At 66.8% G+C, this 19,572-nt stretch carries 20 protein-coding genes; 14 read left to right on the top strand and 6 right to left on the bottom strand.

Annotation, left to right across the window (positions count from 1 at the left end; translation table 11 throughout):
* The first annotated feature begins 15 nt into the window (after positions 1–15).
* The 6 genes from purN to nadC all read left to right on the top strand — a co-directional run bounded on the left by purN (position 16) and on the right by nadC (position 6,991).
* Positions 16–678: a phosphoribosylglycinamide formyltransferase gene (gene purN, locus WS57_RS31400; RefSeq protein WP_069245282.1), complete on the top strand. Its 663-nt coding sequence runs from the start codon at positions 16–18 to the stop codon at positions 676–678.
* Positions 675–1,940 carry an RsmB/NOP family class I SAM-dependent RNA methyltransferase gene (locus WS57_RS31395; RefSeq protein WP_059513259.1) on the top strand — a complete coding sequence of 422 codons (1,266 nt, stop codon included), beginning with the start codon at positions 675–677 and terminating at the stop codon, positions 1,938–1,940. Before purN ends, WS57_RS31395 begins: the two co-directional genes overlap by 4 nt.
* Before the next feature lie 18 nt (positions 1,941–1,958).
* Positions 1,959–3,371 (top strand): mechanosensitive ion channel family protein, encoded by a 1,413-nt coding sequence (locus WS57_RS31390; RefSeq protein ID WP_069245281.1) that lies wholly within the window; start codon positions 1,959–1,961, stop codon positions 3,369–3,371.
* A 211-nt stretch (positions 3,372–3,582) separates the two neighbouring features.
* Positions 3,583–4,776 (top strand): acyl-CoA desaturase, encoded by a 1,194-nt coding sequence (locus tag WS57_RS31385; RefSeq protein ID WP_040128002.1) that lies wholly within the window; start codon positions 3,583–3,585, stop codon positions 4,774–4,776.
* 200 nt (positions 4,777–4,976) lie between these two features.
* Positions 4,977–6,113, top strand: a complete 1,137-nt coding sequence (nadA, locus tag WS57_RS31380) for a quinolinate synthase NadA (RefSeq protein ID WP_009687723.1) — start codon at positions 4,977–4,979, stop codon at positions 6,111–6,113.
* Positions 6,110–6,991, top strand: a complete 882-nt coding sequence (gene nadC / locus WS57_RS31375) for a carboxylating nicotinate-nucleotide diphosphorylase (protein WP_040128000.1) — start codon at positions 6,110–6,112, stop codon at positions 6,989–6,991. The genes nadA and nadC overlap by 4 nt, the downstream gene beginning before the upstream one ends.
* A gap of 103 nt (positions 6,992–7,094) precedes the next feature.
* On the opposite strand, the gene nadB is transcribed toward nadC, so the two are convergent.
* The 4 genes from nadB to radC all read right to left on the bottom strand — a co-directional run bounded on the left by nadB (position 7,095) and on the right by radC (position 10,304).
* Entirely contained in the window at positions 7,095–8,681 is a 1,587-nt protein-coding gene (gene nadB, locus WS57_RS31370) for an L-aspartate oxidase (RefSeq protein ID WP_040127999.1), read from the bottom strand.
* 174 nt (positions 8,682–8,855) lie between these two features.
* Positions 8,856–9,023 carry a 50S ribosomal protein L33 gene (rpmG, locus tag WS57_RS31365; protein WP_006478046.1) on the bottom strand — a complete coding sequence of 56 codons (168 nt, stop codon included), beginning with the start codon at positions 9,021–9,023 and terminating at the stop codon, positions 8,856–8,858.
* A gap of 17 nt (positions 9,024–9,040) precedes the next feature.
* Complete coding sequence (rpmB, locus tag WS57_RS31360) at positions 9,041–9,274, bottom strand: 50S ribosomal protein L28 (RefSeq protein ID WP_004186391.1); 234 nt, start codon at positions 9,272–9,274, stop codon at positions 9,041–9,043.
* 238 nt (positions 9,275–9,512) lie between these two features.
* On the bottom strand, positions 9,513–10,304 hold the full coding sequence (gene radC, locus WS57_RS31355) for a RadC family protein (RefSeq protein WP_059513262.1): 792 nt from the start codon (positions 10,302–10,304) through the stop codon (positions 9,513–9,515).
* 134 nt (positions 10,305–10,438) lie between these two features.
* Here radC and WS57_RS31350 point away from each other — a divergent pair, with 134 nt between their 5' ends.
* From WS57_RS31350 to WS57_RS31315, 8 genes are all read left to right on the top strand, one after another.
* Positions 10,439–10,894, top strand: a complete 456-nt coding sequence (locus WS57_RS31350; protein ID WP_009688995.1) for an FKBP-type peptidyl-prolyl cis-trans isomerase — start codon at positions 10,439–10,441, stop codon at positions 10,892–10,894.
* A gap of 2 nt (positions 10,895–10,896) precedes the next feature.
* The gene (ispH, locus tag WS57_RS31345; protein WP_009688994.1) at positions 10,897–11,877 is read left to right on the top strand and encodes a 4-hydroxy-3-methylbut-2-enyl diphosphate reductase; all 981 of its coding nucleotides are present in this window, start codon (positions 10,897–10,899) and stop codon (positions 11,875–11,877) included.
* Positions 11,878–12,103: 226 nt separating this feature from the next.
* Positions 12,104–12,931 (top strand): hypothetical protein, encoded by an 828-nt coding sequence (locus WS57_RS31340; RefSeq protein ID WP_069245280.1) that lies wholly within the window; start codon positions 12,104–12,106, stop codon positions 12,929–12,931.
* Between the two features lie 211 nt (positions 12,932–13,142).
* Complete coding sequence (locus WS57_RS31335; RefSeq protein ID WP_009688992.1) at positions 13,143–14,093, top strand: branched-chain amino acid ABC transporter permease; 951 nt, start codon at positions 13,143–13,145, stop codon at positions 14,091–14,093.
* Between the two features lie 19 nt (positions 14,094–14,112).
* The gene (locus WS57_RS31330) at positions 14,113–15,282 is read left to right on the top strand and encodes an ABC transporter permease subunit (protein ID WP_009688991.1); all 1,170 of its coding nucleotides are present in this window, start codon (positions 14,113–14,115) and stop codon (positions 15,280–15,282) included.
* 23 nt (positions 15,283–15,305) lie between these two features.
* Entirely contained in the window at positions 15,306–16,082 is a 777-nt protein-coding gene (locus WS57_RS31325; RefSeq protein WP_009688990.1) for an ABC transporter ATP-binding protein, read from the top strand.
* Positions 16,082–16,798, top strand: coding sequence for an ABC transporter ATP-binding protein (locus WS57_RS31320; protein ID WP_040127994.1), 717 nt, complete (start codon positions 16,082–16,084; stop codon positions 16,796–16,798). The genes WS57_RS31325 and WS57_RS31320 overlap by 1 nt, the downstream gene beginning before the upstream one ends.
* A gap of 238 nt (positions 16,799–17,036) precedes the next feature.
* On the top strand, positions 17,037–17,708 hold the full coding sequence (locus tag WS57_RS31315) for a DUF2278 family protein (RefSeq protein WP_059513266.1): 672 nt from the start codon (positions 17,037–17,039) through the stop codon (positions 17,706–17,708).
* 61 nt (positions 17,709–17,769) lie between these two features.
* Here WS57_RS31315 and WS57_RS31310 read toward each other — a convergent pair whose 3' ends face one another.
* The gene (locus WS57_RS31310) at positions 17,770–18,225 is read right to left on the bottom strand and encodes a GNAT family acetyltransferase (RefSeq protein ID WP_069245279.1); all 456 of its coding nucleotides are present in this window, start codon (positions 18,223–18,225) and stop codon (positions 17,770–17,772) included.
* A 13-nt stretch (positions 18,226–18,238) separates the two neighbouring features.
* Complete coding sequence (locus WS57_RS31305) at positions 18,239–19,423, bottom strand: acetylornithine transaminase (protein ID WP_059603479.1); 1,185 nt, start codon at positions 19,421–19,423, stop codon at positions 18,239–18,241.
* Positions 19,424–19,572 lie beyond the last annotated feature (149 nt).

The raw sequence follows: 19,572 nt of genomic DNA, 5'->3' as shown, positions 1-19,572 counted from the left end.
TGGTAAAATTCGCGGATGAAAAAACTCGTGATCCTGATTTCCGGTCGCGGCAGCAACATGGAGGCCATCGTCCGCGCATGCGCGCAGGAGCGTTGGCCGGCCCAGGTTGCGGCCGTGATCGCCAACCGGCCCGATGCGGCCGGCCTGGCCTTTGCCGCGTCGCACGGGGTGGCGACCGCGGTGGTCGACCATCGCTCGTTCGACAGCCGCGACAGCTTCGATGCGGCGCTCGCCGCCGAGATCGACCGCTTCGCGCCCGATCTGGTCGTGCTCGCCGGCTTCATGCGCATCCTGACGCCCGAATTCGTCAGACGATTCGAGGGGCGGCTGCTGAACATCCACCCGTCGCTGCTGCCGAGCTTCAAGGGCATCCATACGCACCAGCAGGCGCTCGACGCCGGTGTTGCGCTGCATGGCGCGACCGTGCATTTCGTGATTCCCGAACTCGACAGCGGCGCGATCGTCGCGCAGGGCGCGGTGCCGGTGCGCGCCGGCGACGACGCGGCCGCGCTCGCGCAGCGCGTGCTGACGGTCGAGCATGTGCTGTATCCGCGCGCGGTGCGCTGGTTCGTCGAAGGGCGCCTGCGCCTCGAGGACGGCCGTGCGGTCGTGGCGCCGGAAGAGGCGCGCTGGATTTTCGCGGACCAACTGCAACCCGAAACGAGTGAGGGCGTATGAAGCTGCACGGATTCCTGATCGGCCAGACCGAGACTTTGCTGGCCGAAGTGCTGAAGTTCGCCGGCCCCGCCGACGCGACGACGAGCCGGTTCTTCCGCGCGCATCCGAAGCTCGGCCACGCCGAGCGCGGCGTGATCGCCGAGGCCGTGTTCGCGGTGCTGCGCCGGAAGATGGAGTTCGCGCATCTCGCCGAAAGCGGCACGGGCAGCCCCGCACGGCGCCTGACGCTGCTCGGGCTGATGCAGACGATGGGCCGCAACGCGCTGAAGCCGTTCGTGTCGCCGGCCGAGGCGGCGTGGCTCGAGCACGTGTCGAAGATCGATCCGGCCAGCCTGCCGGTGCGCATCCGCACGAACCTGCCGGACTGGATCCAGCAGGCGCTGTCCAACCGCTTCGAAGCCGAGGAGCTTGCGCAGCTCGCGGCCGCGCTGAATTATCCGGCGCCGCTGGACCTGCGCGCGAACGCGCTGAAGGCGTCGCGCGACCAGGTGATCGACGCGCTGCGCGCGAACGGCATCGATGCCGGCGCGACGCCGTTCGCGCCGTTCGGCGTGCGCGTGGTCGGCAAGCCGGCGCTCACGCGCCTGAAGCTGTTCGAGGAGGGCCAGATCGAGGTGCAGGACGAGGGCAGCCAGCTGCTGTGCTCGCTGGTCGCACCGCGCCGCGGCGAGATGGTCGTCGATTTCTGCGCGGGCGCGGGCGGCAAGACGCTCGCGCTCGGCGCGATGATGCGCTCGACCGGCCGCCTCTACGCCTTCGACGTATCGGAAAAGCGTCTCGCCAAGCTGAAGCCGCGCCTCGCGCGCAGCGGGCTGTCGAACGTGAACCCGGTGCTGATCGACAGCGAGCACGACGCGAAGATCAAGCGGCTCGCCGGCAAGATCGACCGCGTGCTGGTCGACGCGCCGTGCAGCGGCCTCGGCACGCTGCGCCGCAATCCGGATCTGAAATGGCGCCAGACGCGCACGTCGATCGACGAGCTGACGCCGAAGCAGGCGTCGATCCTCGCGAGCGCGGCGCGCCTCGTGAAGAAGGGCGGCCGGCTCGTCTACGCGACCTGCAGCGTGCTCGACGCGGAGAACGAGCGCATCGTCGAGCAGTTCCTCGCCGATCATCCGGACTTCGTGCTGGTGCCCGCGCAGAAGGTGCTGGCCGACCAGCGCATCGAACTCGAGACGGGCGACTACCTGTCGCTGTGGCCGCATCGCCACGCGACCGACGGCTTCTTCGCCGCGGTGCTCGAGCGGCGCGCGGCGCAGTAACGGAGCAGGGCACGGATGATGGAGAACCGACTGCTGTCGCACCGCCTCGCGTCGGTGATCCGCGACTTCAACCAGCCGGTGATGATCTGGCAGGCGGCGATCCTGGTCGGCGCGCTGTGCTTCGCGTGGGTCGCGGCGCGCTTCGTGCACGGCCGCATCGACGCGCGCCGGCGGGCTGCCGGCCGCATGCCCGGCGCGGGCGCGCAAAGCCTGAAGCGCGCGCTGTTCCCGCTGTTCGGCGGCCTCGTCGTGCTGGCCGCGCAGCTCGCGTTCGAGCCGTTCATGTCGACGTCGCTGCTGTCGCTCGCACTCGTGCCGCTGTTCGGCATCGGGCTGATCTACGTGCTGTTCTTCTTCGCGCGGCGCGTGTTCGCGCGCGACGGCCACACGCATGCGTGGCTGTCGATCGTCGAGAAGATCGTGTCGGTGATCGTGTGGGCCGCGATGGTGCTGACCGTGCTCGGCATCCAGCGCGACGTGCTCGACTGGCTCGACAGCGTGCAGTTCCGCGTCGCGAACGCGCACCTGACGCTGCTGTCGCTGATCTCCGGCGCGCTGTGGGTGTGCGTGACGCTGATGGTCGCGATGTGGCTCGGCTCGGTGCTCGAGGAGCGGCTTGCGCGCGCGAGCACGCTCGATGCGAACCTGAAGGTCGTGCTGTCGCGGGTCGGCCGCGCGCTGCTCGTGTTCGCGGCGATCCTGATCGGGCTGTCGCTGGTCGGCATCGACGTGACGGTGCTCGGCGTGTTCGGCGGCGCGGTGGGCGTCGGCCTCGGCTTCGGGCTGCAGAAGATCGCGAGCAACTACGTGTCGGGCTTCATCATCCTGCTCGACCGGTCGCTGCGGCTCGGCGATGCGATCAGCGTCGGCGGCCTGCAGGGCGTCGTCACGCAGATCCGTACGCGCTATACGGTCGTGCGCGGCCTCGACGGCAACGAGACGCTGATTCCGAACGAGAAGCTGATCACCGACGTCGTGCAGAACCAGTCGTCGTACCTGACGCGCGGCTATGCGAAGCTCGCGGTGCAGGTCGCGTACACGAACGACGTCGAGCAGGCGCTCGCGCTGCTCGCCGAGGCGGCGAAGGACGTGCCGCGCGTGCTCGCCGAGCCGGCGCCGACGCCGTATCTGGTCGGCTTCGGCGCGGACGGCATCGACCTCGAACTCGGCTTCTGGATCGAGGATGCGGCAAAAGGCACGGGAGGCGTGCGTTCGGCCGTGAACCGGAACATCTGGCGGCTGTTCGTCGAGCACGGGATCTCGATTCCGTTCCCGCAGCGCGAGGTGCGCGTGATCGGGCTGCCGGACGGGTTCGCGGGCGCCGGTGCGGGCGCAGGCGAACCGGACCCGGGGCCGGGTTCCGGCCGGCCGGCGAGCGCCGCCGGCGCGCCGCCCGACGGCGCGGCGAACGGGCAATCGGCGGCGGTTTAGGCGGCCGGCGCGCGGGCGACCCGGCCAGAACCGGAGCGCCGCGCCTTCCCGGTCCGTCCGTGGACTGTCCGCGTTGCGTCATGACAAGAAAATATTCATTTTTTACAAAGACTTGGAACGGTTGAAGTAAAATTTCGGTCTATCCGCGGTATGCTTTCATCTTTCTGACGCCGGCCTGTCGCCGGCGCCGCACTCACCACAGGTAACTGCCTTGTTGAATTCCCTGCTCGATTTTCTTTCCCACGGGCTCCTGCGTTTTTCGTGGTGGCAGGTCGTGCTGTTCGCGCTCGCCGTCACGCACGTCACGATCATCGGCGTGACGGTCTATCTGCACCGCTGCCAGGCGCACCGCGCGCTGGAGCTGCATCCGATCGCCAGCCATTTCTTCCGTGCGTGGCTGTGGATGACCACGGGCATGCTGACCGGCCAGTGGGCCGCGATCCATCGCAAGCACCACGCGAAGTGCGAAACCGAAGAGGATCCGCACAGCCCGCAGACGCGCGGCATCTGGAAGGTGTTCCTCGAAGGCGCCGAGCTCTATCGCGCGGAAGCGAAGAACGAGGAGACGATGCGCAAGTTCAGCCACGGCACGCCGAACGACTGGATCGAGCGCAATCTCTACTCGAAGTACCCGATCCTCGGCGTGAGCCTGATGATGGTGATCGACGTCGCGCTGTTCGGCGTGCTCGGCCTCACCGTGTGGGCCGTGCAGATGGTCTGGATCCCGTTCTGGGCCGCGGGCGTCGTCAACGGTTTCGGCCACTTCTGGGGCTACCGCAACTTCAACTCGGCCGACGCGAGCACGAACCTGTTCCCGTGGGGCATCGTGATCGGCGGCGAAGAGCTGCACAACAACCACCACACGTTCGCGACGTCGGCGAAGCTGTCGAACAAGTGGTACGAATTCGACATCGGCTGGATGTACATCCGCATCATGTCGGCGTTCGGTCTCGCGAAGGTCAAGAAGGTCGCACCGACGCCGCGCCTGAACAAGCCGAAGACGGTGCTCGACCAGGAAACGCTGCAGGCCGTGCTGTCGAACCGCTACGAGGTGATGGCGCGCTACGGCAAGGCCGTGAAGCGTGCATACCGTCAGGAGCTCGCGCACCTGAAGGAAATCGGCGGCGAGAAGTACCAGCTGATGCGCGGCGCGCGCAAGTGGTTCCACAAGGATGCCGACGGCCTCGACGAGCCGCAGAAGAAGCTGCTGCCGGAAATCTTCGCGAACAGCCAGAAGCTGCATACGTACTTCCAGCTGCGCCAGGATCTCGCCGCGATCTGGGACCGCTCGACCGCGTCGCGCGAACAGCTGCTCGCGCAATTGCAGGATTGGTGTCATCGCGCGGAACAAAGCGGCATCAAGGCGCTGCAGGAATTCGCGATGCGCCTGCGCCGCTACGCCTGATTCGAAATCGATTAGAATCTGAGGACGTCACAAACCCCGCGCTGGCGGGGTTTTTTCTTTTCGGCCGCCGGTTTTTGCGGGCGGCCGGCGACGCTGGTAGGTGTGGGGCCGGGCATGCGCTGCGCGTGCGTTCCGGCCGGTGCGAAGCATGGGATCGCGGGCTGCGCCGACGCGCGCTGCGGTCGACAGGAGACTTGGAGATGCAATCGACGATCAAATCCGTCGAGTACGACCGACCGGTCGCGGCAGGGGCCGTGTGCGGAGTCGGGCAGGCCTGGGCGAAGGTGCCGGAAACGCCGTCCGCCGAGGAGCGCGCTGCGCTGAAGGCGCGCATCAAGGCATTGCTCGTGCGCGAAAAGGCCGTGCTGGTCGCACACTATTACGTGGATGCCGAACTGCAGGAATTGGCTGACGAAACCGGCGGCTGCGTCGCCGATTCGCTCGAGATGGCGCGCTTCGGCCGCGATCACGACGCGCAGACGCTCGTCGTCGCGGGCGTGCGCTTCATGGGCGAGACCGCGAAGATCCTGAGCCCGAACAAGCGCATCCTGATGCCCGATCTCGATGCGACCTGCTCGCTCGATCTGGGCTGCCCGGTCGACGAATTCTCCGCGTTCTGCGATGCGCATCCCGATCGCACCGTCGTCGTCTACGCGAACACCAGCGCCGCCGTGAAGGCGCGCGCGGACTGGATGGTCACGTCGTCGATCGGCCTCGAGATCGTCGCGGACCTGCACGCGCGCGGCGAGAAGATCATCTGGGCGCCGGATCGTCATCTCGGCAGCTATATTCAGAAGAAAACCGGCGCGGACATGCTGATGTGGCAGGGCTCGTGCCTCGTTCACGACGAATTCAAGGGCATCGAGCTCGACCTGCTGCGCGCCGAGTATCCGGACGCGAAGGTGCTGGTCCATCCCGAATCGCCGGAGAACGTCGTCGCGCAGGCCGACGTCGTCGGTTCGACGACGCAGCTGATCGATGCGGCAGTCAGGTTCGACGCGACGCGCTTCATCGTCGCGACCGATCTCGGCATCCTGCACAAGATGCAGCTCGCGGCGCCCGGCAAGACCTTCATCGCCGCACCGACGGCCGGCAACAGCGCGACCTGCAAGAGCTGCGCGCATTGCCCTTGGATGGCGATGAACGGCCTCGCGAACCTCGCCGACGTGCTCGAACGCGGCCACAACGAGATCTTCGTCGAGCCGGCGATCGGCGAACGCGCACGCGTGCCGATCGACCGGATGCTCGCCTTCGCGGCCGCGCACAAGAAGCGCGTGCAGGCGAGCGGCGACCTGCAGCGCGACCAGCAGCTGTTCGCGAACGTGGGGGCGGCATGACGAGCGCCGTTTCTCCGCTTTACGACATCGTGCGCGCGCAATACGGCGCGGCATTCGAGGACGCGATCGCGCGCAACGTCGCCGATGCGATCGCCGAAGACGTCGGCGCCGGCGACCAGACGGGCCGGCTCGTGCCGGACGGCGAACGCCGCCGTGCGCGCATCATCGTGCGCGAGGAAGCCGTGCTGTGCGGCGTGCCGTGGTTCGAGGCCGTGATCGGCCGGATCGACCCGGCGATCACCGTGCAGTGGCGCTACCGCGAAGGCGACCGGATGTCGGCCGATTCGACCGTCTGCGAGCTCGAAGGGCCGGCGCGCGCGCTGCTGACTGCCGAGCGCAACGGGCTGAACTTCCTGCAGCTGCTGTCGGGCGTCGCGACCGCGACGCGCCGCTACGTCGACCGCGTCGAAGGCACGCGCGCGAAGATCCTCGATACGCGCAAGACGCTGCCGGGCCTGCGGCTCGCGCAGAAGTACGCGGTGCGCGTCGGCGGCGGCGAGAACCAGCGTCTCGCGCTGTACGACGGCATCCTGATCAAGGAAAACCATATCGCGGCGGCGGGCGGCGTCGGCGAGGCGCTCGATGCGGCGTTCGCGTTGAACGCCGGCGTGCCGGTGCAGGTCGAGGTCGAGACGCTCGCGCAGCTCGACACGGCGCTTGCGCACGGTGCGCAGTCGGTGCTGATCGACAACTTCACGCTCGACATGATGCGCGAAGCGGTGCGCGTGGCGGCGGGCAGGGCGCTGCTCGAAGTGTCGGGCGGCGTCAATCTCGACACGGTGCGCGCGTTCGCGGAGACGGGCGTCGATCGCATCTCGATCGGCGCGTTGACGAAGGACGTGCGCGCGACCGACTATTCGATGCGCATCGTCGACTGAACGCCGGCGCGCGCGATGCGCGCCGACGAAACGACAAAGCCGCTGGCATGCAACTGCCAGCGGCTTTTTTCATGGTGCGACGGGAACGGTGCGCGTGCGCCGCTCAGCGTCGCGCGCGCGGCTGCAGCACGCTCGGCAGCGCCTTGGGCAGCGTGTTCGGCCAGTCGCGGCTGTAGTGCAGCCCGCGGCTTTCGCGGCGCGAGTGCGCGCTTTTCACGATCAGCGTCGCGACGTCGACCAGGTTGCGCAGTTCGAGCAGGTCGCGCGTCACGCGGAAGTTCGCGTAGTACTCGTGGATCTCGTCGCGCAGCAGCGACAGGCGGTGCTTCGCGCGTTCGAGGCGCTTGTCGGTGCGCACGATGCCGACGTAGTTCCACATCAGCCGGCGCAGTTCGTCCCAGTTGTGCGCGACGACCACTTCCTCGTCCGCATCCGACACGCGGCTTTCGTCCCATGCGGGCAGCTCGCCGGTCGCTTGCGCGTCGAAGCCGGCCGCCTCGATCGCGCCGGCCGCCGCGCGGCCGATCACCAGGCATTCGAGCAGCGAGTTGCTGGCGAGCCGGTTTGCGCCGTGCAGCCCGGTGTACGAGGTCTCGCCGACCGCATACAGCCCCGCGAGATCGGTGCGCCCGGCCAGGTCGGTCACGACGCCGCCGCACGTGTAGTGCGCGGCCGGCACGACGGGGATCGGGTCTTTCGCGATGTCGATGCCGAATTCGAGGCAGCGTGCATGAATCATCGGGAAGTGCTCGCGCAGGAACGCTTCCGGCTGGTGGCTGATGTCGAGGTACACGCAGTCGATCCCGCGCTTCTTGATCTCGAAGTCGATCGCGCGCGCGACGATGTCGCGCGGCGCCAGCTCTGCGCGCGGGTCGTGCGCGGGCATGAAGCGCGTGCCGTCGGGCAGTTTCAGCAGGCCGCCTTCGCCGCGCACGGCTTCCGAGATCAGGAACGATTTCGCATACGGGTGGAACAGGCAGGTCGGGTGGAACTGGATGAATTCCATGTTCGCGACGCGGCAACCCGCGCGCCACGCCATCGCAATGCCGTCGCCGGTCGCGGTGTCGGGGTTGGTCGTGTACAGGTAGACCTTGCCGGCGCCGCCGGTCGCGAGCACCGTATGCGGCGCCTCGATCGTGATCGTGCGGTCGTGTTCGACGTCGAGCGCATAGAGCCCGTGACAGCGGCGGCCGGCGAGGCCGAGCCGCTCCGACGTGATCAGGTCGATCGCGTGATGGTTTTCGAAGAACGTGATGTTCGGATGGCGGCGCGCGCGCTCGGACAGCGTCGCGAGCACCGCGTGGCCCGTCGCGTCGGCCGCATGGATGATGCGGCGGTGGCTGTGGCCGCCTTCGCGCGTCAGGTGGAAGCCGAGTTCGGCCGCGTCGTCCTTCGTGAACGGCACGCCCTGCGAGATCAGCCATTCGATCGCTTCGCGGCCGTGCTCGACGATGTAGCGCGTCGCGCCTTCGTCGCACAGGCCGCCGCCGGCGACCAGTGTGTCGTCGACATGGTTCTCGATGCTGTCGGCCGAATCGAGGACGGCGGCGATGCCACCCTGCGCGTTATCGCTCGCGCCCTCCATCATCGAACGTTTCGCGATCAGCGCGACACGTCGCGTGCTGGCCAGGTTGAGTGCGACCGACAGCCCTGCCAGGCCGCTGCCGACGATCGCCACGTCGAATTTCATGCTGCATCTCCATCGTTACGCTTTTGATCTTGTGCGTTCCCTGCGGCCGGCGCTCAGGCGGCCGGCGCGCGGGAAGGGGAGAGCATACCGCGTCGGGGGCCAGCGTGCGCGCAAAACAAAAAGCCCCGCATTCGCGGGGCTTTTCGTTGTCGTCAGGCTGGCAGAAACCGGAGATTACTTGATCTTGGTTTCTTTGTATTCCACATGCTTGCGGACGACGGGATCGAACTTCTTGATCGCCATCTTTTCCGGCATGTTGCGCTTGTTCTTCGTGGTCGTATAGAAGTGACCCGTGCCAGCGGTCGACTCAAGCTTGATCTTGTCGCGTGCGCCTTTTGCCATGATTGTGCTCCTGAGGCTTAGGCTTCGCCGCGTGCGCGCAGGTCAGCGAGCACGGAATCGATGCCGTTCTTGTCGATCAGGCGCAGGCCGGCGTTCGAAACGCGCAGGCGCACCCAACGGTTTTCGCTTTCAACCCAGAACCGGCGGTTTTGCAGGTTCGGCAGAAAACGACGCTTGGTCTTGTTGTTCGCGTGGGAAACGTTGTTGCCGCTCATCGGCGCTTTCCCAGTTACTTGGCATACGCGTGCCATGAGAGCACTCCTAATACGCTAAATTCGGGGTTCGATCGCCGGTGAAGGTTCCATCGTACCGCCACGTGATCCATGGCCGCACTCAGAACGCCCAAGCCCTTGCAGACAAGGCCCTTCGATGGCTAGAACTGGTTGGAAAAAAGACAGACGGCGATTCTAGCAGAAAAAGATCAGGAAAATCAAACCTAATTTCGCTTCACCGTTGCGGCGGCCGCAGGACGGGTCGCCGCGCCACAGTCTACAGCCAACCGGCGCGCGCGAACGAGAAAGTGTCGCCGACGCCTACGACCACGTGATCGAGCAGGCGCGTGTCGATCAGCGCGAGCGCGTCGCGCAGCACGCGGGTCAGGCGGCGATCCTCGGCGCTCGGCCGCACCGCGCCCGACGGATGATTGTGCGCGACGATCGCCGCGGCGGCGTTCAGCGTCAGCGCGCGGCGCGCGATCTCGCGCGGATAGACGGCCATGCGCGTCAGCGAGCCGCGCGCGCTTTCCTCCACGTCGATCAGGCAGTGGCGCGCGTCGAGATAGAGCGTGACGAACACTTCGTGCGTGCGCGCGCCGATCATCAGCCGCAGATAATCCTCCACCGCGCCCGGCGAATCGATCGGCTGTCGCGCGGTGGCCTTTTCGGCGAGCGCGCGGCGCGCGAGCTCGGTCACCGCGCTCAGCAGCGCGGCGCGCGCCGGGCCGATGCCCGGGTACGCGGCGAAATCGTCCGCCGTCGCGTCGAGCATCCCGCGCAGCGTGCCGAACTGCCGGAGCAGCTTCGTGGCGCTGTCGAACACGTTGTGGCCGCGCACGCCCGAGCCGAGCAGCAGCGCGACCAGCTCCTCGTCGGTCAGCGCGGCCGGCCCGCGTTCCAGCAGCCGCTCGCGCGGCAGGTCGGACTGCCAGCCCGGCCTCCGGCGCGGCTTCGCCGGGCGCGTGCGGCGGGGCGGATCGGGCCGCCGCGCGATCGAGCGGGTCGCCGGCCGGCCGGCGTCGTCGCGGCACTCGGCGAAGGGGAAAACCAGGCAGGGTGTCGGCATCGTCGAAACTCCATTGGCGGCGGCCTGCTGCGCGACGTCGTCGCACTTTCAGCCTTGCGCGCTCAGGTGACTTACAATATTGGCTTTGCGCTGGGCCTCGCGGCCGTTTCGGGCGCCGACTGAACGAGTAATTCATGAGCCTCATCGATCTATCCGAAGTGAAGCCCGGTTCCCATGTCACGCTGCATTACCGGCTTGCACTGGCCGACGGCGCGGACATCGTCAACACCTTCTCCGACAAGCCCGCCACGCTGCTGCTCGGCGCCGGGCAGCTGGCGCCCTCGCTGGAACAGATTCTGCTCGGGCTCAAGGTCGGCGACCACTCGACTTTTCAGCTAACGCCCGAACAGGGGTTCGGTCCCCGAAATCCCGACATGCTGCAGCGCGTGACGCTGTCGACGTTGCGCGAGAACGGGATGGTCGGCGACGATTTCACGCCGGGCGAACTGATCGAGTTCAACGCGCCGGACGGCGGACGGTATGCAGGGGTGCTGAAGGAAGTCGGCGAAACCTCCGCGCTGTTCGATTTCAATCATCCGCTCGCGGGCCAGTCGCTCACGTTCGAAGTGAAAATCATCGGAATCCTGTAATCATGAGCACCACCGATACGCTGTCCGGACAGACCGTCGCAGCCGACGCCGAAATCCTGCTCGCGCAGCCGCGCGGCTTTTGCGCGGGGGTCGACCGTGCGATCGAGATCGTCGAGCGCGCGATCGCGATGCACGGCGCGCCGATCTACGTCCGTCACGAGATCGTCCACAACAAGTACGTGGTCGAGGATCTGAAGAAGAAGGGCGCGATCTTCGTCGAGGAACTCGAGGAAGTGCCGGCCGGCAATACCGTGATCTTCAGCGCGCACGGCGTGTCGAAGTCCGTGCGCGACGAAGCCGGCGTGCGCGGGCTGCGCATCTACGACGCGACGTGCCCGCTCGTCACCAAGGTGCACGTCGAAGTCGCGAAGATGCGCCAGGACGGCGTCGACATCGTGATGATCGGCCACAAGGGCCATCCGGAAGTCGAAGGCACGATGGGGCAGGTCGAGCGCGGCATGCACCTGGTCGAGAGCGTCGAGGACGTGCAGAAGCTCGAGCTCGCGGATCCCGAGCGCATCGCGCTCGTCACGCAGACGACGCTGTCGGTCGACGACGCGGCCGAGATCATTGCGGCGCTGAAGGCGAAGTATCCGAAGATCCGCGAGCCGAAGAAGCAGGACATCTGCTACGCGACGCAGAATCGCCAGGACGCGGTGAAGTTCATGGCGCCGCAGTGCGACGTCGTGATCGTCGTCGGCAGCCCGAACAGCTCGAATTCGAGCCGGCTGCGCGAAGTGGCCGAGAAGCGCGGCGTGGACGCGTACATGGTCGACGCGCCCGAGCAGATCGATCCGGCATGGGTCGCCGGCAAGCGCCGCATCGGCGTGACGGCCGGCGCGTCGGCGCCCGAGGTGCTCGCGCAGGCCGTGATCGCGCGGCTGCGCGAACTCGGCGTGCGCAACGTGCGTGCGCTCGACGGGATCGAGGAAAACGTGTCGTTTCCGCTGCCGCGCGGGTTGAACCTGCCGCCCGCCGCCTGATTGCCGCATCGCACCCGGTGGACACCGAAGCGCGCCTCACGGCGCGCTTTTTTTTCGTGCACCGAAAGCGCAATCGCAACCATTGTTCACAATCATGGTGCAACCGGGTTGCTCCACTGATTCCGGCCTGTCTCTCAAAATTGGTTGCAATGCAGGAAAACCCCATCAAATCAGGAATATTGGCGTTCTATAAATGGAGTTACAATGCGCCCGTTTTGAGGCCGGAATGGCTTTGAAAACGGGTTTTGGCAAGGCGCGGGAGACCTATTCGATGCATGTGAAGTCGGCTTACGCCGTGTCCGTCGCCGTACCGGTTGCAATGCCTGCCGGTTGCAGCAAAAAGAGCGACGACGGGGCGGGCAACGAGGCTGCGGCATTCGCGGCACCGCCGGCCGGCGACGTGCGCGTCGCCAGAACCGGTCGGGCGGCGTCGTTCGGGCGCCGCATCGCGCAATCGGGCAAGGACAAGGGAAACGGGGCACGTTTGGCGATCGAGGACATGCACACAGCCGGCCGTACGCGACCCGTCGTGCGGCGCGCGGCGGCTCGCGCAGGCCAGGCGGCCGGTCGGGCGTCGGCGGGCACGCGAACTGCGTTCGAAGGCGCCGGCGACCCGGGCGCGACATCGGACGGGCGACGCATCCCGGCCCCCCATCATTTCGATTCGACGAAGCAGTTGCCCGCGACGGCCGATCCCGTCGCCGCGGGCCGGCTGGTTCGTGCGATGGATTCCGATGCAGTCCTGACGAATGTCGGGTGCGGTTTTCGCGTTGCCCTGACGGGCGGCGCGGCGGCGGGCGGCTCGCTTGCGAAGCAGGCGACGGCGTCCGGCACCGGAATGCAAACCCTTGGCGGCAGCGGCGTGCATGCCGGCAAGGTGGTCGAGCCCGCGAACCACGCGGCGCGGAACCTGATCTGTGCGGAAGCGGGGTTCGCCTCGCGCCGGACGGAAAAAGGCCCGGACTCCGGGAACCCGGACGACGGCCGTTTCGGCATGCTGCCCAACGACTTCAAGGAGGCCAAGCACACCGTCCTCGATGTCGTGACGATTTAGCGACGGGACTCACGGCGGCACCGGAACAGTGCGGTGCCGTTTTTGTATCCGCTCCGGCGGCAGGTCCGGCCGTACAGGCCGGGCGACGCGCGCCGGGACGATTCACCCTTACCGGTATCGACTAGTACCCGCAGTGTCGTCGAGAAGGCGCGATTCCTCGCTTACCCGCGGGGCGCAACGTCCTCCGGCGGCACGGGCCAAGGAGCTTTAAATGGATATTTTCGTCCAGCAGATCCTCAACGGGCTGGTGCTCGGCAGTGTGTACGCCATCATCGCGTTGGGCTACACGATGGTGTACGGCATTCTCGGCATCATCAACTTCGCGCACGGCGACGTGCTGATGATCGGCGCGATGGTCGCGCTGTCCGCGATCACCGTGCTGCAGAACCATTTCCCCGCACTCGGCAACGTCGCGACGCTGACGATCGGCCTGGGCATCGCCGCGATCGTCTGCGCGTTCGTCGGCTTCACGATCGAACGCGTCGCGTACCGGCCGCTGCGCCGCGCGCCGCGTCTCGCGCCGCTGATCACCGCGATCGGCGTGTCGATCCTGCTGCAGACGGCCGCGATGATCATCTGGTCGCGCAACCCGCTGCCGTTCCCGCAGCTGCTGCCGACCGACCCGATCAACGTGATCAAGGCGACCGACACGACGCCCGGCGCCGTGATCTCGGTCACTGAAATCGTGATCATCGCCGTCGCGTTCATCGTGATGGGCGGCCTGCTGCTGCTGGTGCACAAGACCAAGCTCGGCCGCGCGATGCGCGCGATCGCGGAAAGCCCGAACACCGCGAGCCTGATGGGCGTGAACCCGAACTTCGTGATCTCGGCCACCTTCATGATCGGCTCCGCGCTCGCCGCGCTGGCCGGCGTGATGATCGCGTCCGAATACGGCAACGTGCACTTCTACATGGGCTTCATCCCCGGCATGAAGGCGTTCACCGCCGCCGTGCTCGGCGGGATCGGCAACCTCGGCGGCGCAATGGTCGGCGGCGTGCTGCTCGGCCTGATCGAGCAGCTGGGCGCCGGCTACATCGGCAACCTCACGGGCGGCGTATTCGGCAGCAACTACCAGGACGTGTTCGCCTTCATCGTGCTGATCATCGTGCTGGTATTCCGTCCGTCGGGCCTGCTCGGCGAACGTGTCGCGGATCGCGCGTAACGGAAGGGGAGCAAACAACATGACATCCATTCAACCGATCGAATCGTCGACGTCGCTCGTCGAAGAACGCAACACCACGAAGACCGTCGTCATCGGCATCCTGACCGCGGCATTCGTGATCGCCGCGCCGATCATCATCGGCTCGGCCGGCGGCAACTACTGGGTCCGCGTGCTCGACTTCGCGATGCTGTACGTGATGCTCGCGCTGGGCCTGAACGTGGTGGTCGGCTTCGCCGGCCTGCTCGACCTCGGCTACATCGCGTTCTACGCGGTGGGCGCGTACACGGCGGCGCTGCTGAGTTCGCCGCACCTGAGCTCGCAGTTCGAGTGGATCGCGGCGCTCGCACCGAACGGGCTGCACGTGCCGTTCCTGATCATCGTGCCGATCGCGATGGCGCTCGCGGCGACCTTCGGGATCCTGCTGGGCGCGCCGACGCTGCGCCTGCGCGGCGACTACCTGGCGATCGTCACGCTCGGCTTCGGTGAAATCGTGCGGATCTTCATGAACAACCTCGACCGTCCGGTGAACATCACCAACGGCCCGAAGGGGATCACGGGCATCGATCCGGTGCACGTCGGCGGCTTCAGCCTCGCGCAGACGCACACGATCTTCGGCTTCCAGCTGCCGTCGGTCTACTTGTACTACTACCTGTTCGTGCTGTGCGCTCTGCTGGTGATCTGGGTCTGTACGCGCCTGCAGCACTCGCGTATCGGCCGTGCCTGGGCCGCGATCCGCGAGGACGAGATCGCCGCGAAGGCGATGGGCATCAACACCCGTAACGTGAAGCTGCTCGCGTTCGCGATGGGCGCGTCGTTCGGCGGTCTGTCGGGCGCGATGTTCGGCGCGTTCCAGGGCTTCGTGTCGCCCGAGTCGTTCACGTTCTGGGAGTCGATCGTCGTGCTGGCCTGCGTGGTGCTCGGCGGCATGGGCCACATCCCGGGCGTGATCCTGGGTGCGGTGCTGCTCGCGATCTTCCCGGAATTCCTGCGCTCGACGATGAGCCCGCTGCAGCACGCGCTGTTCGGCCACGACGTCGTCGATACCGAAGTGATCCGTCAGGCGCTGTACGGCCTCGCGATGGTGGTGATCATGCTGTACCGCTCGGAAGGCCTGTGGCCGGCGCCCAAGCATGAGGACCGGATCGCGAAACTGGCGAAGCGCAACAGCAAGAAGCCGGTGCGCGCTTAACCGACGGACAAGGGGATACACACATGAGCGACAAGCAAATCCGACTGTCCGTGCAGGGCGTGAACAAGCGCTTCGGCGGGCTGCAGGCGCTGTCCGACGTCGGCCTGCAGATCAAGGAAGGCGAGATCTACGGGCTGATCGGCCCGAACGGCGCGGGCAAGACCACGTTCTTCAACGTGATCACGGGCCTCTACACGCCGGACTCCGGCGACTTCAAGCTGGACGGCCAGAACTACACGCCGACGGCGGTGCACCAGGTCGCCAAGGCCGGCATCGCGCGCACGTTCCAGAACATCCGGCTGTTCGGCGGGATGACGGCGCTGGAGAACGTGATGGTGGGCCGCCACGTGCGCACCAAGCACGGGCTGCTCGGCGCGGTGTTCCAGACGCCGGCCGAACGCCAGGAAGAGCGCGAGATCAAGGAGCGTGCGATCGAGCTGCTCGAATACGTCGGCGTGCTGCAGTACGCGGACTACACCGCGCGCAACCTGTCGTACGGCCACCAGCGCCGGCTGGAGATCGCGCGTGCCCTGGCGACCGACCCGAAGCTGCTCGCGCTCGACGAGCCGGCAGCCGGGATGAACGCGACCGAGAAGGTCGAACTCACGCGCCTGCTCGACAAGATCCGTTCGGACGGCCGCACGATCCTGCTGATCGAGCACGACGTGAAGCTCGTGATGGGGCTGTGCAACCGGATGACGGTGCTCGATTACGGCAAGGTGATCGCCGAGGGTCTGCCGCAGGACGTGCAGAAGAATCCGAAGGTGATTGAGGCATATCTCGGCGCAGGGGTGCACTGATGGCAGCGGCAATGTTGAAAATCAAGGGCTTGCAGGTCAACTACGGCGGCATCCAGGCCGTCAAGGGCGTTGACATGGAAGTCCGTCAGGGCGAGCTCGTGACGCTGATCGGCGCGAACGGCGCCGGCAAGACCACGACGATGAAGGCGATCACCGGCCTGAAGCCGTATTCGGCCGGCGACATCGAATACGACGGCAAGTCGATCAAGGGCGTGCCGCCGCACGAGCTGCTCAAGCGCGGCCTCGCGATGGTACCGGAAGGTCGCGGGATCTTCGCGCGCATGTCGATCGTCGAGAACATGCAGATGGGCGCGTACCTGCGCAACGACAACGACCAGATCAAGAAGGACGTCGACCGGATGTTCGGCTTCTTCCCGCGTCTGAAGGAGCGGGCGTCGCAGCTCGCGGGCACGCTGTCGGGCGGCGAGCAGCAGATGCTGGCGATGGCGCGCGCAATCCTGTCGAAGCCGAAGCTGCTGCTGCTCGACGAGCCGTCGATGGGGCTGTCGCCGATCATGGTCGAGAAGATCTTCGAAGTGGTGCGCGAGATCTCGAAGGAGGGCATCACGGTGCTGCTCGTCGAGCAGAACGCGCGCCTCGCGCTGCAGGCAGCCGACCGCGGCTACGTGATGGATTCGGGCACGGTCACGATGGAAGGCGACGCGAAGCAGATGCTCGACGATCCGAAGGTGCGGGCTGCGTATCTCGGTGAATGAGCGGACTCGCATGGCGCGGCGACAAGGCCGCGCCATGCGGGGGCTTTCGAAAGGCTGTCACGCGATGTCGTGACGGCCTTTTTTCATTCCGGGCGCCCGGCAGCGAACTGTGCGCGCGTTTCCGACTCCATTCGACGAACGTGCCGCGCATGCGGCACGGCACACGGCGCGCGGCTGTCGGCAGGCCGACATGCGCAGCGCGCAGCATGATCAGCCCCTCGGCGCATGGAGAGCACGCATGAGTCTGGATTACGGTTTCGTGAAGGCGAAGGTGAAGTCGGTGGCGCAACTGAAGGGTTCGCCGCATGGCAGCGAGATCCAGTATCACATCCACTTGACGCTGGCGCTGCCGGCGGGCGACTGGGATGTCGCGATCAACGTCGGCACCAACGATGCGGACGACCTGCTGAACTACAAGCTCGTCTACGATTTCCACCACCCGATCACGCAGACGCTCGCGGCGGCGCCCGAAGGCTACTCGGACCTCACCGGGCAGGCCGCGCTGCCGGCGCTCGACTACCTGCGCAGCGACATCCTGGACGAAACGGGTGCATGGCGCGCGAGCGCGGTGATGGACGGCACCGAGCATGCGGAGCCGATTCCGTCCTTGCTGCGGCTCGTGAGTGCCGCGCAGTCGCAAGGGCTCGACGTCGTCGTGTTCGGCCGTACGTATTCGGAAGGCAACGGCATCCACGACACGCACATGAACCAGGGCTCGACGGGCCAGAACTACCTGCACCGCGCGGGCGACGACCATAACGACCACAACGACGTGTGGCAGGACGGCGCGCTGATCGTGCGTGTCAGCGACACGCAGTGGGCCGCCTACTTCGCCGCGTTCGAACAGCAGGCCGTGCCGACCGATGCGCTCGGCAATCCGCTGCCGTGCGCGGGGCCGATCACGCGCTGACGCGCATGAAAAAGGCCGCCGTGCCCGCATGGGCAGGCGGCCGTTGCAACGGCATCGGCTTTTACGCGGCCGGCAGCGTCTTGCCGAACGAGATGCGTTCCTCGACGCGATAGCCGAGCGCCGCATAGAAGCGGCACGCGTCATCGTTGCCGGGCAGCACCTGCAGGTTGATCTTCAGGCAGCCGCGCTCGGCCAGCGCACGCTCCGCATGCGCGATCAGTGCGCGGCCGATGCCGAGCCGCCGCGCATCGTGCGCGACGCCGAACGAGTAGAGCCAGCCGCGATGCCCGTCGAAGCCCGCCATCAGCGTGCCGACCACGCGCGCGCCGCAGGTTGCGACGAAGAACAGCTCCGGCTGCGTCGCGAGCTTCAGCTCGATCGATCGCCGCGGATCGCGATGCGGCGGCGCGCCGGCCGCGTCGTAATGCGGAAACGCGTCGCGCCACACCGCGAGCACGGCATCGGTGTCGGCGCGTTCGAACGGGCGGATCACGACGGCATCGGCGGCGGCATCCATCGGCGGGTTCTCCTCAGAGCGTATCGAGCACCGACCGCAGCATCGCCATCATCTGGTCGATTTCCTCGGTCGTCACGTTCAGCGCGGGCATGAAGCGTAGCAGGTTCGGGCGTGCGGCGTTCAGCAGCAGGCCGTCGGGCTGCATGTCGCGCGCCTTCTCGACGATCTGCGGGCCGATGTCCTTGCCGAGCAGCAGCGCGCGCAACAGGCCTTCGCCGCGTTCGCCTTCGAAGCCGCGTTCCTCCGACAGCTCGAGCAGCTTGCGCTTCAGGTATTCGCCGCGCGCCCGCACGCCTTCGAGGAAGCCGGGCGCGACGAGCTGCGAGATCACCGAATGGCCGACCGCCGTCATCAGCGGGTTGCCGTTGTACGTGCCGCCCTGGTCGCCGGCCTCGAACACCGCGACGTCGGCCTTCGACAGCAGCGCGCCGAGCGGCACGCCGCCGCCGATGCCCTTCGCGAGCGTCATGATGTCCGGCTCGATGCCCGACAGCTCGTAGGCGAACAGCGTGCCCGCGCGGCCACAGCCGCTCTGCACTTCGTCGACGATCAGCAGCAGGTTGTGCTGCCGGGTCAGCGCGCGCAGCTCGCGCATGAATTCGGGCGTCGCCGGCAGCACGCCGCCTTCGCCCTGGATCGGTTCGAGCATCACCGCGACGGTCTTGTCGGTGATCAGCTTCTCGACCGAATTGATGTTGTTCAGCTCGGCCTTCGGGAAGCCCGGCACTTGCGGCGCGTAGATCGTGTCCCAGCCCGGCTTGCCGCTGGCCGACATCGTCGCGAGCGTGCGGCCGTGGAAGCTGTGGTCGAACGTGATGATCTCGTACGCGCCGTTCCTGAACTTGCGGCCCCACTTGCGCGCGAGCTTGATCGCGCCTTCGTTCGCTTCCGCGCCGCTGTTCGTGAAGAACACCTTGTCGAACACGCTGTGCTGCGTGAGCAGGCCCGCGAGCTTCGCCATCGGCTCGTTGTAGAACGCCGGCGACGGGTTCAGCAGCTTGTCGGCCTGCGTCTTCAGCGCTTCGACGATGCCGTCGTTGCAATGCCCGAGGCTGTTGACGGCCCAGCCCTGGATGAAGTCCAGATAGCGCTTGCCCGTGTGATCGTAGAGCCACGAACCCTTGCCGTGCGTAAACACGATGTCGGGGCGGTTCGTGATGTACATCAGCGAGTCGATCGGGTAATCGTTCAGGGGCATGGCAGCAGACTCCAGCGGACGTTGAAAGCGAAACGGGCAATAAAAAAGCCACGGAATGCCGTGGCTGGTGGATCGAACAGCTTGTGCGTAACCGGTGAAGCAGCGATGAAGCAGGTGGGGGTTACGCGCGAGTCCGTGACGAGCCGGCG

This window comes from Burkholderia pseudomultivorans (assembly GCF_001718415.1).
GTDB classification, from domain to species: Bacteria; Pseudomonadota; Gammaproteobacteria; order Burkholderiales; family Burkholderiaceae; genus Burkholderia; species Burkholderia pseudomultivorans_A.
The sequence above is the reverse complement of the archived record's forward strand: the minus strand, read 5'-3'. Positions and strand labels throughout refer to the sequence as shown.

Bases quoted from the DNA above. Each gene is read 5' to 3' on its own strand.
- purN (WP_069245282.1), top strand. From the start codon at position 16: ATGAAAAAACTCGTGATCCTGATTTCCGGTCGCGGCAGCAACATGGAG.
- WS57_RS31395 (WP_059513259.1), top strand. From the start codon at position 675: ATGAAGCTGCACGGATTCCTGATCGGCCAGACCGAGACTTTGCTGGCC.
- WS57_RS31390 (WP_069245281.1), top strand. From the start codon at position 1,959: ATGGAGAACCGACTGCTGTCGCACCGCCTCGCGTCGGTGATCCGCGAC.
- nadA (WP_009687723.1), top strand. From the start codon at position 4,977: ATGCAATCGACGATCAAATCCGTCGAGTACGACCGACCGGTCGCGGCA.
- nadC (WP_040128000.1), top strand. From the start codon at position 6,110: ATGACGAGCGCCGTTTCTCCGCTTTACGACATCGTGCGCGCGCAATAC.
- nadB (WP_040127999.1), bottom strand. From the start codon at position 8,681: ATGAAATTCGACGTGGCGATCGTCGGCAGCGGCCTGGCAGGGCTGTCG.
- rpmG (WP_006478046.1), bottom strand. From the start codon at position 9,023: ATGGCAAAAGGCGCACGCGACAAGATCAAGCTTGAGTCGACCGCTGGC.
- rpmB (WP_004186391.1), bottom strand. From the start codon at position 9,274: ATGGCACGCGTATGCCAAGTAACTGGGAAAGCGCCGATGAGCGGCAAC.
- radC (WP_059513262.1), bottom strand. From the start codon at position 10,304: ATGCCGACACCCTGCCTGGTTTTCCCCTTCGCCGAGTGCCGCGACGAC.
- WS57_RS31350 (WP_009688995.1), top strand. From the start codon at position 10,439: ATGAGCCTCATCGATCTATCCGAAGTGAAGCCCGGTTCCCATGTCACG.
- ispH (WP_009688994.1), top strand. From the start codon at position 10,897: ATGAGCACCACCGATACGCTGTCCGGACAGACCGTCGCAGCCGACGCC.
- WS57_RS31340 (WP_069245280.1), top strand. From the start codon at position 12,104: ATGGCTTTGAAAACGGGTTTTGGCAAGGCGCGGGAGACCTATTCGATG.
- WS57_RS31335 (WP_009688992.1), top strand. From the start codon at position 13,143: ATGGATATTTTCGTCCAGCAGATCCTCAACGGGCTGGTGCTCGGCAGT.
- WS57_RS31330 (WP_009688991.1), top strand. From the start codon at position 14,113: ATGACATCCATTCAACCGATCGAATCGTCGACGTCGCTCGTCGAAGAA.
- WS57_RS31325 (WP_009688990.1), top strand. From the start codon at position 15,306: ATGAGCGACAAGCAAATCCGACTGTCCGTGCAGGGCGTGAACAAGCGC.
- WS57_RS31320 (WP_040127994.1), top strand. From the start codon at position 16,082: ATGGCAGCGGCAATGTTGAAAATCAAGGGCTTGCAGGTCAACTACGGC.
- WS57_RS31315 (WP_059513266.1), top strand. From the start codon at position 17,037: ATGAGTCTGGATTACGGTTTCGTGAAGGCGAAGGTGAAGTCGGTGGCG.
- WS57_RS31310 (WP_069245279.1), bottom strand. From the start codon at position 18,225: ATGGATGCCGCCGCCGATGCCGTCGTGATCCGCCCGTTCGAACGCGCC.
- WS57_RS31305 (WP_059603479.1), bottom strand. From the start codon at position 19,423: ATGCCCCTGAACGATTACCCGATCGACTCGCTGATGTACATCACGAAC.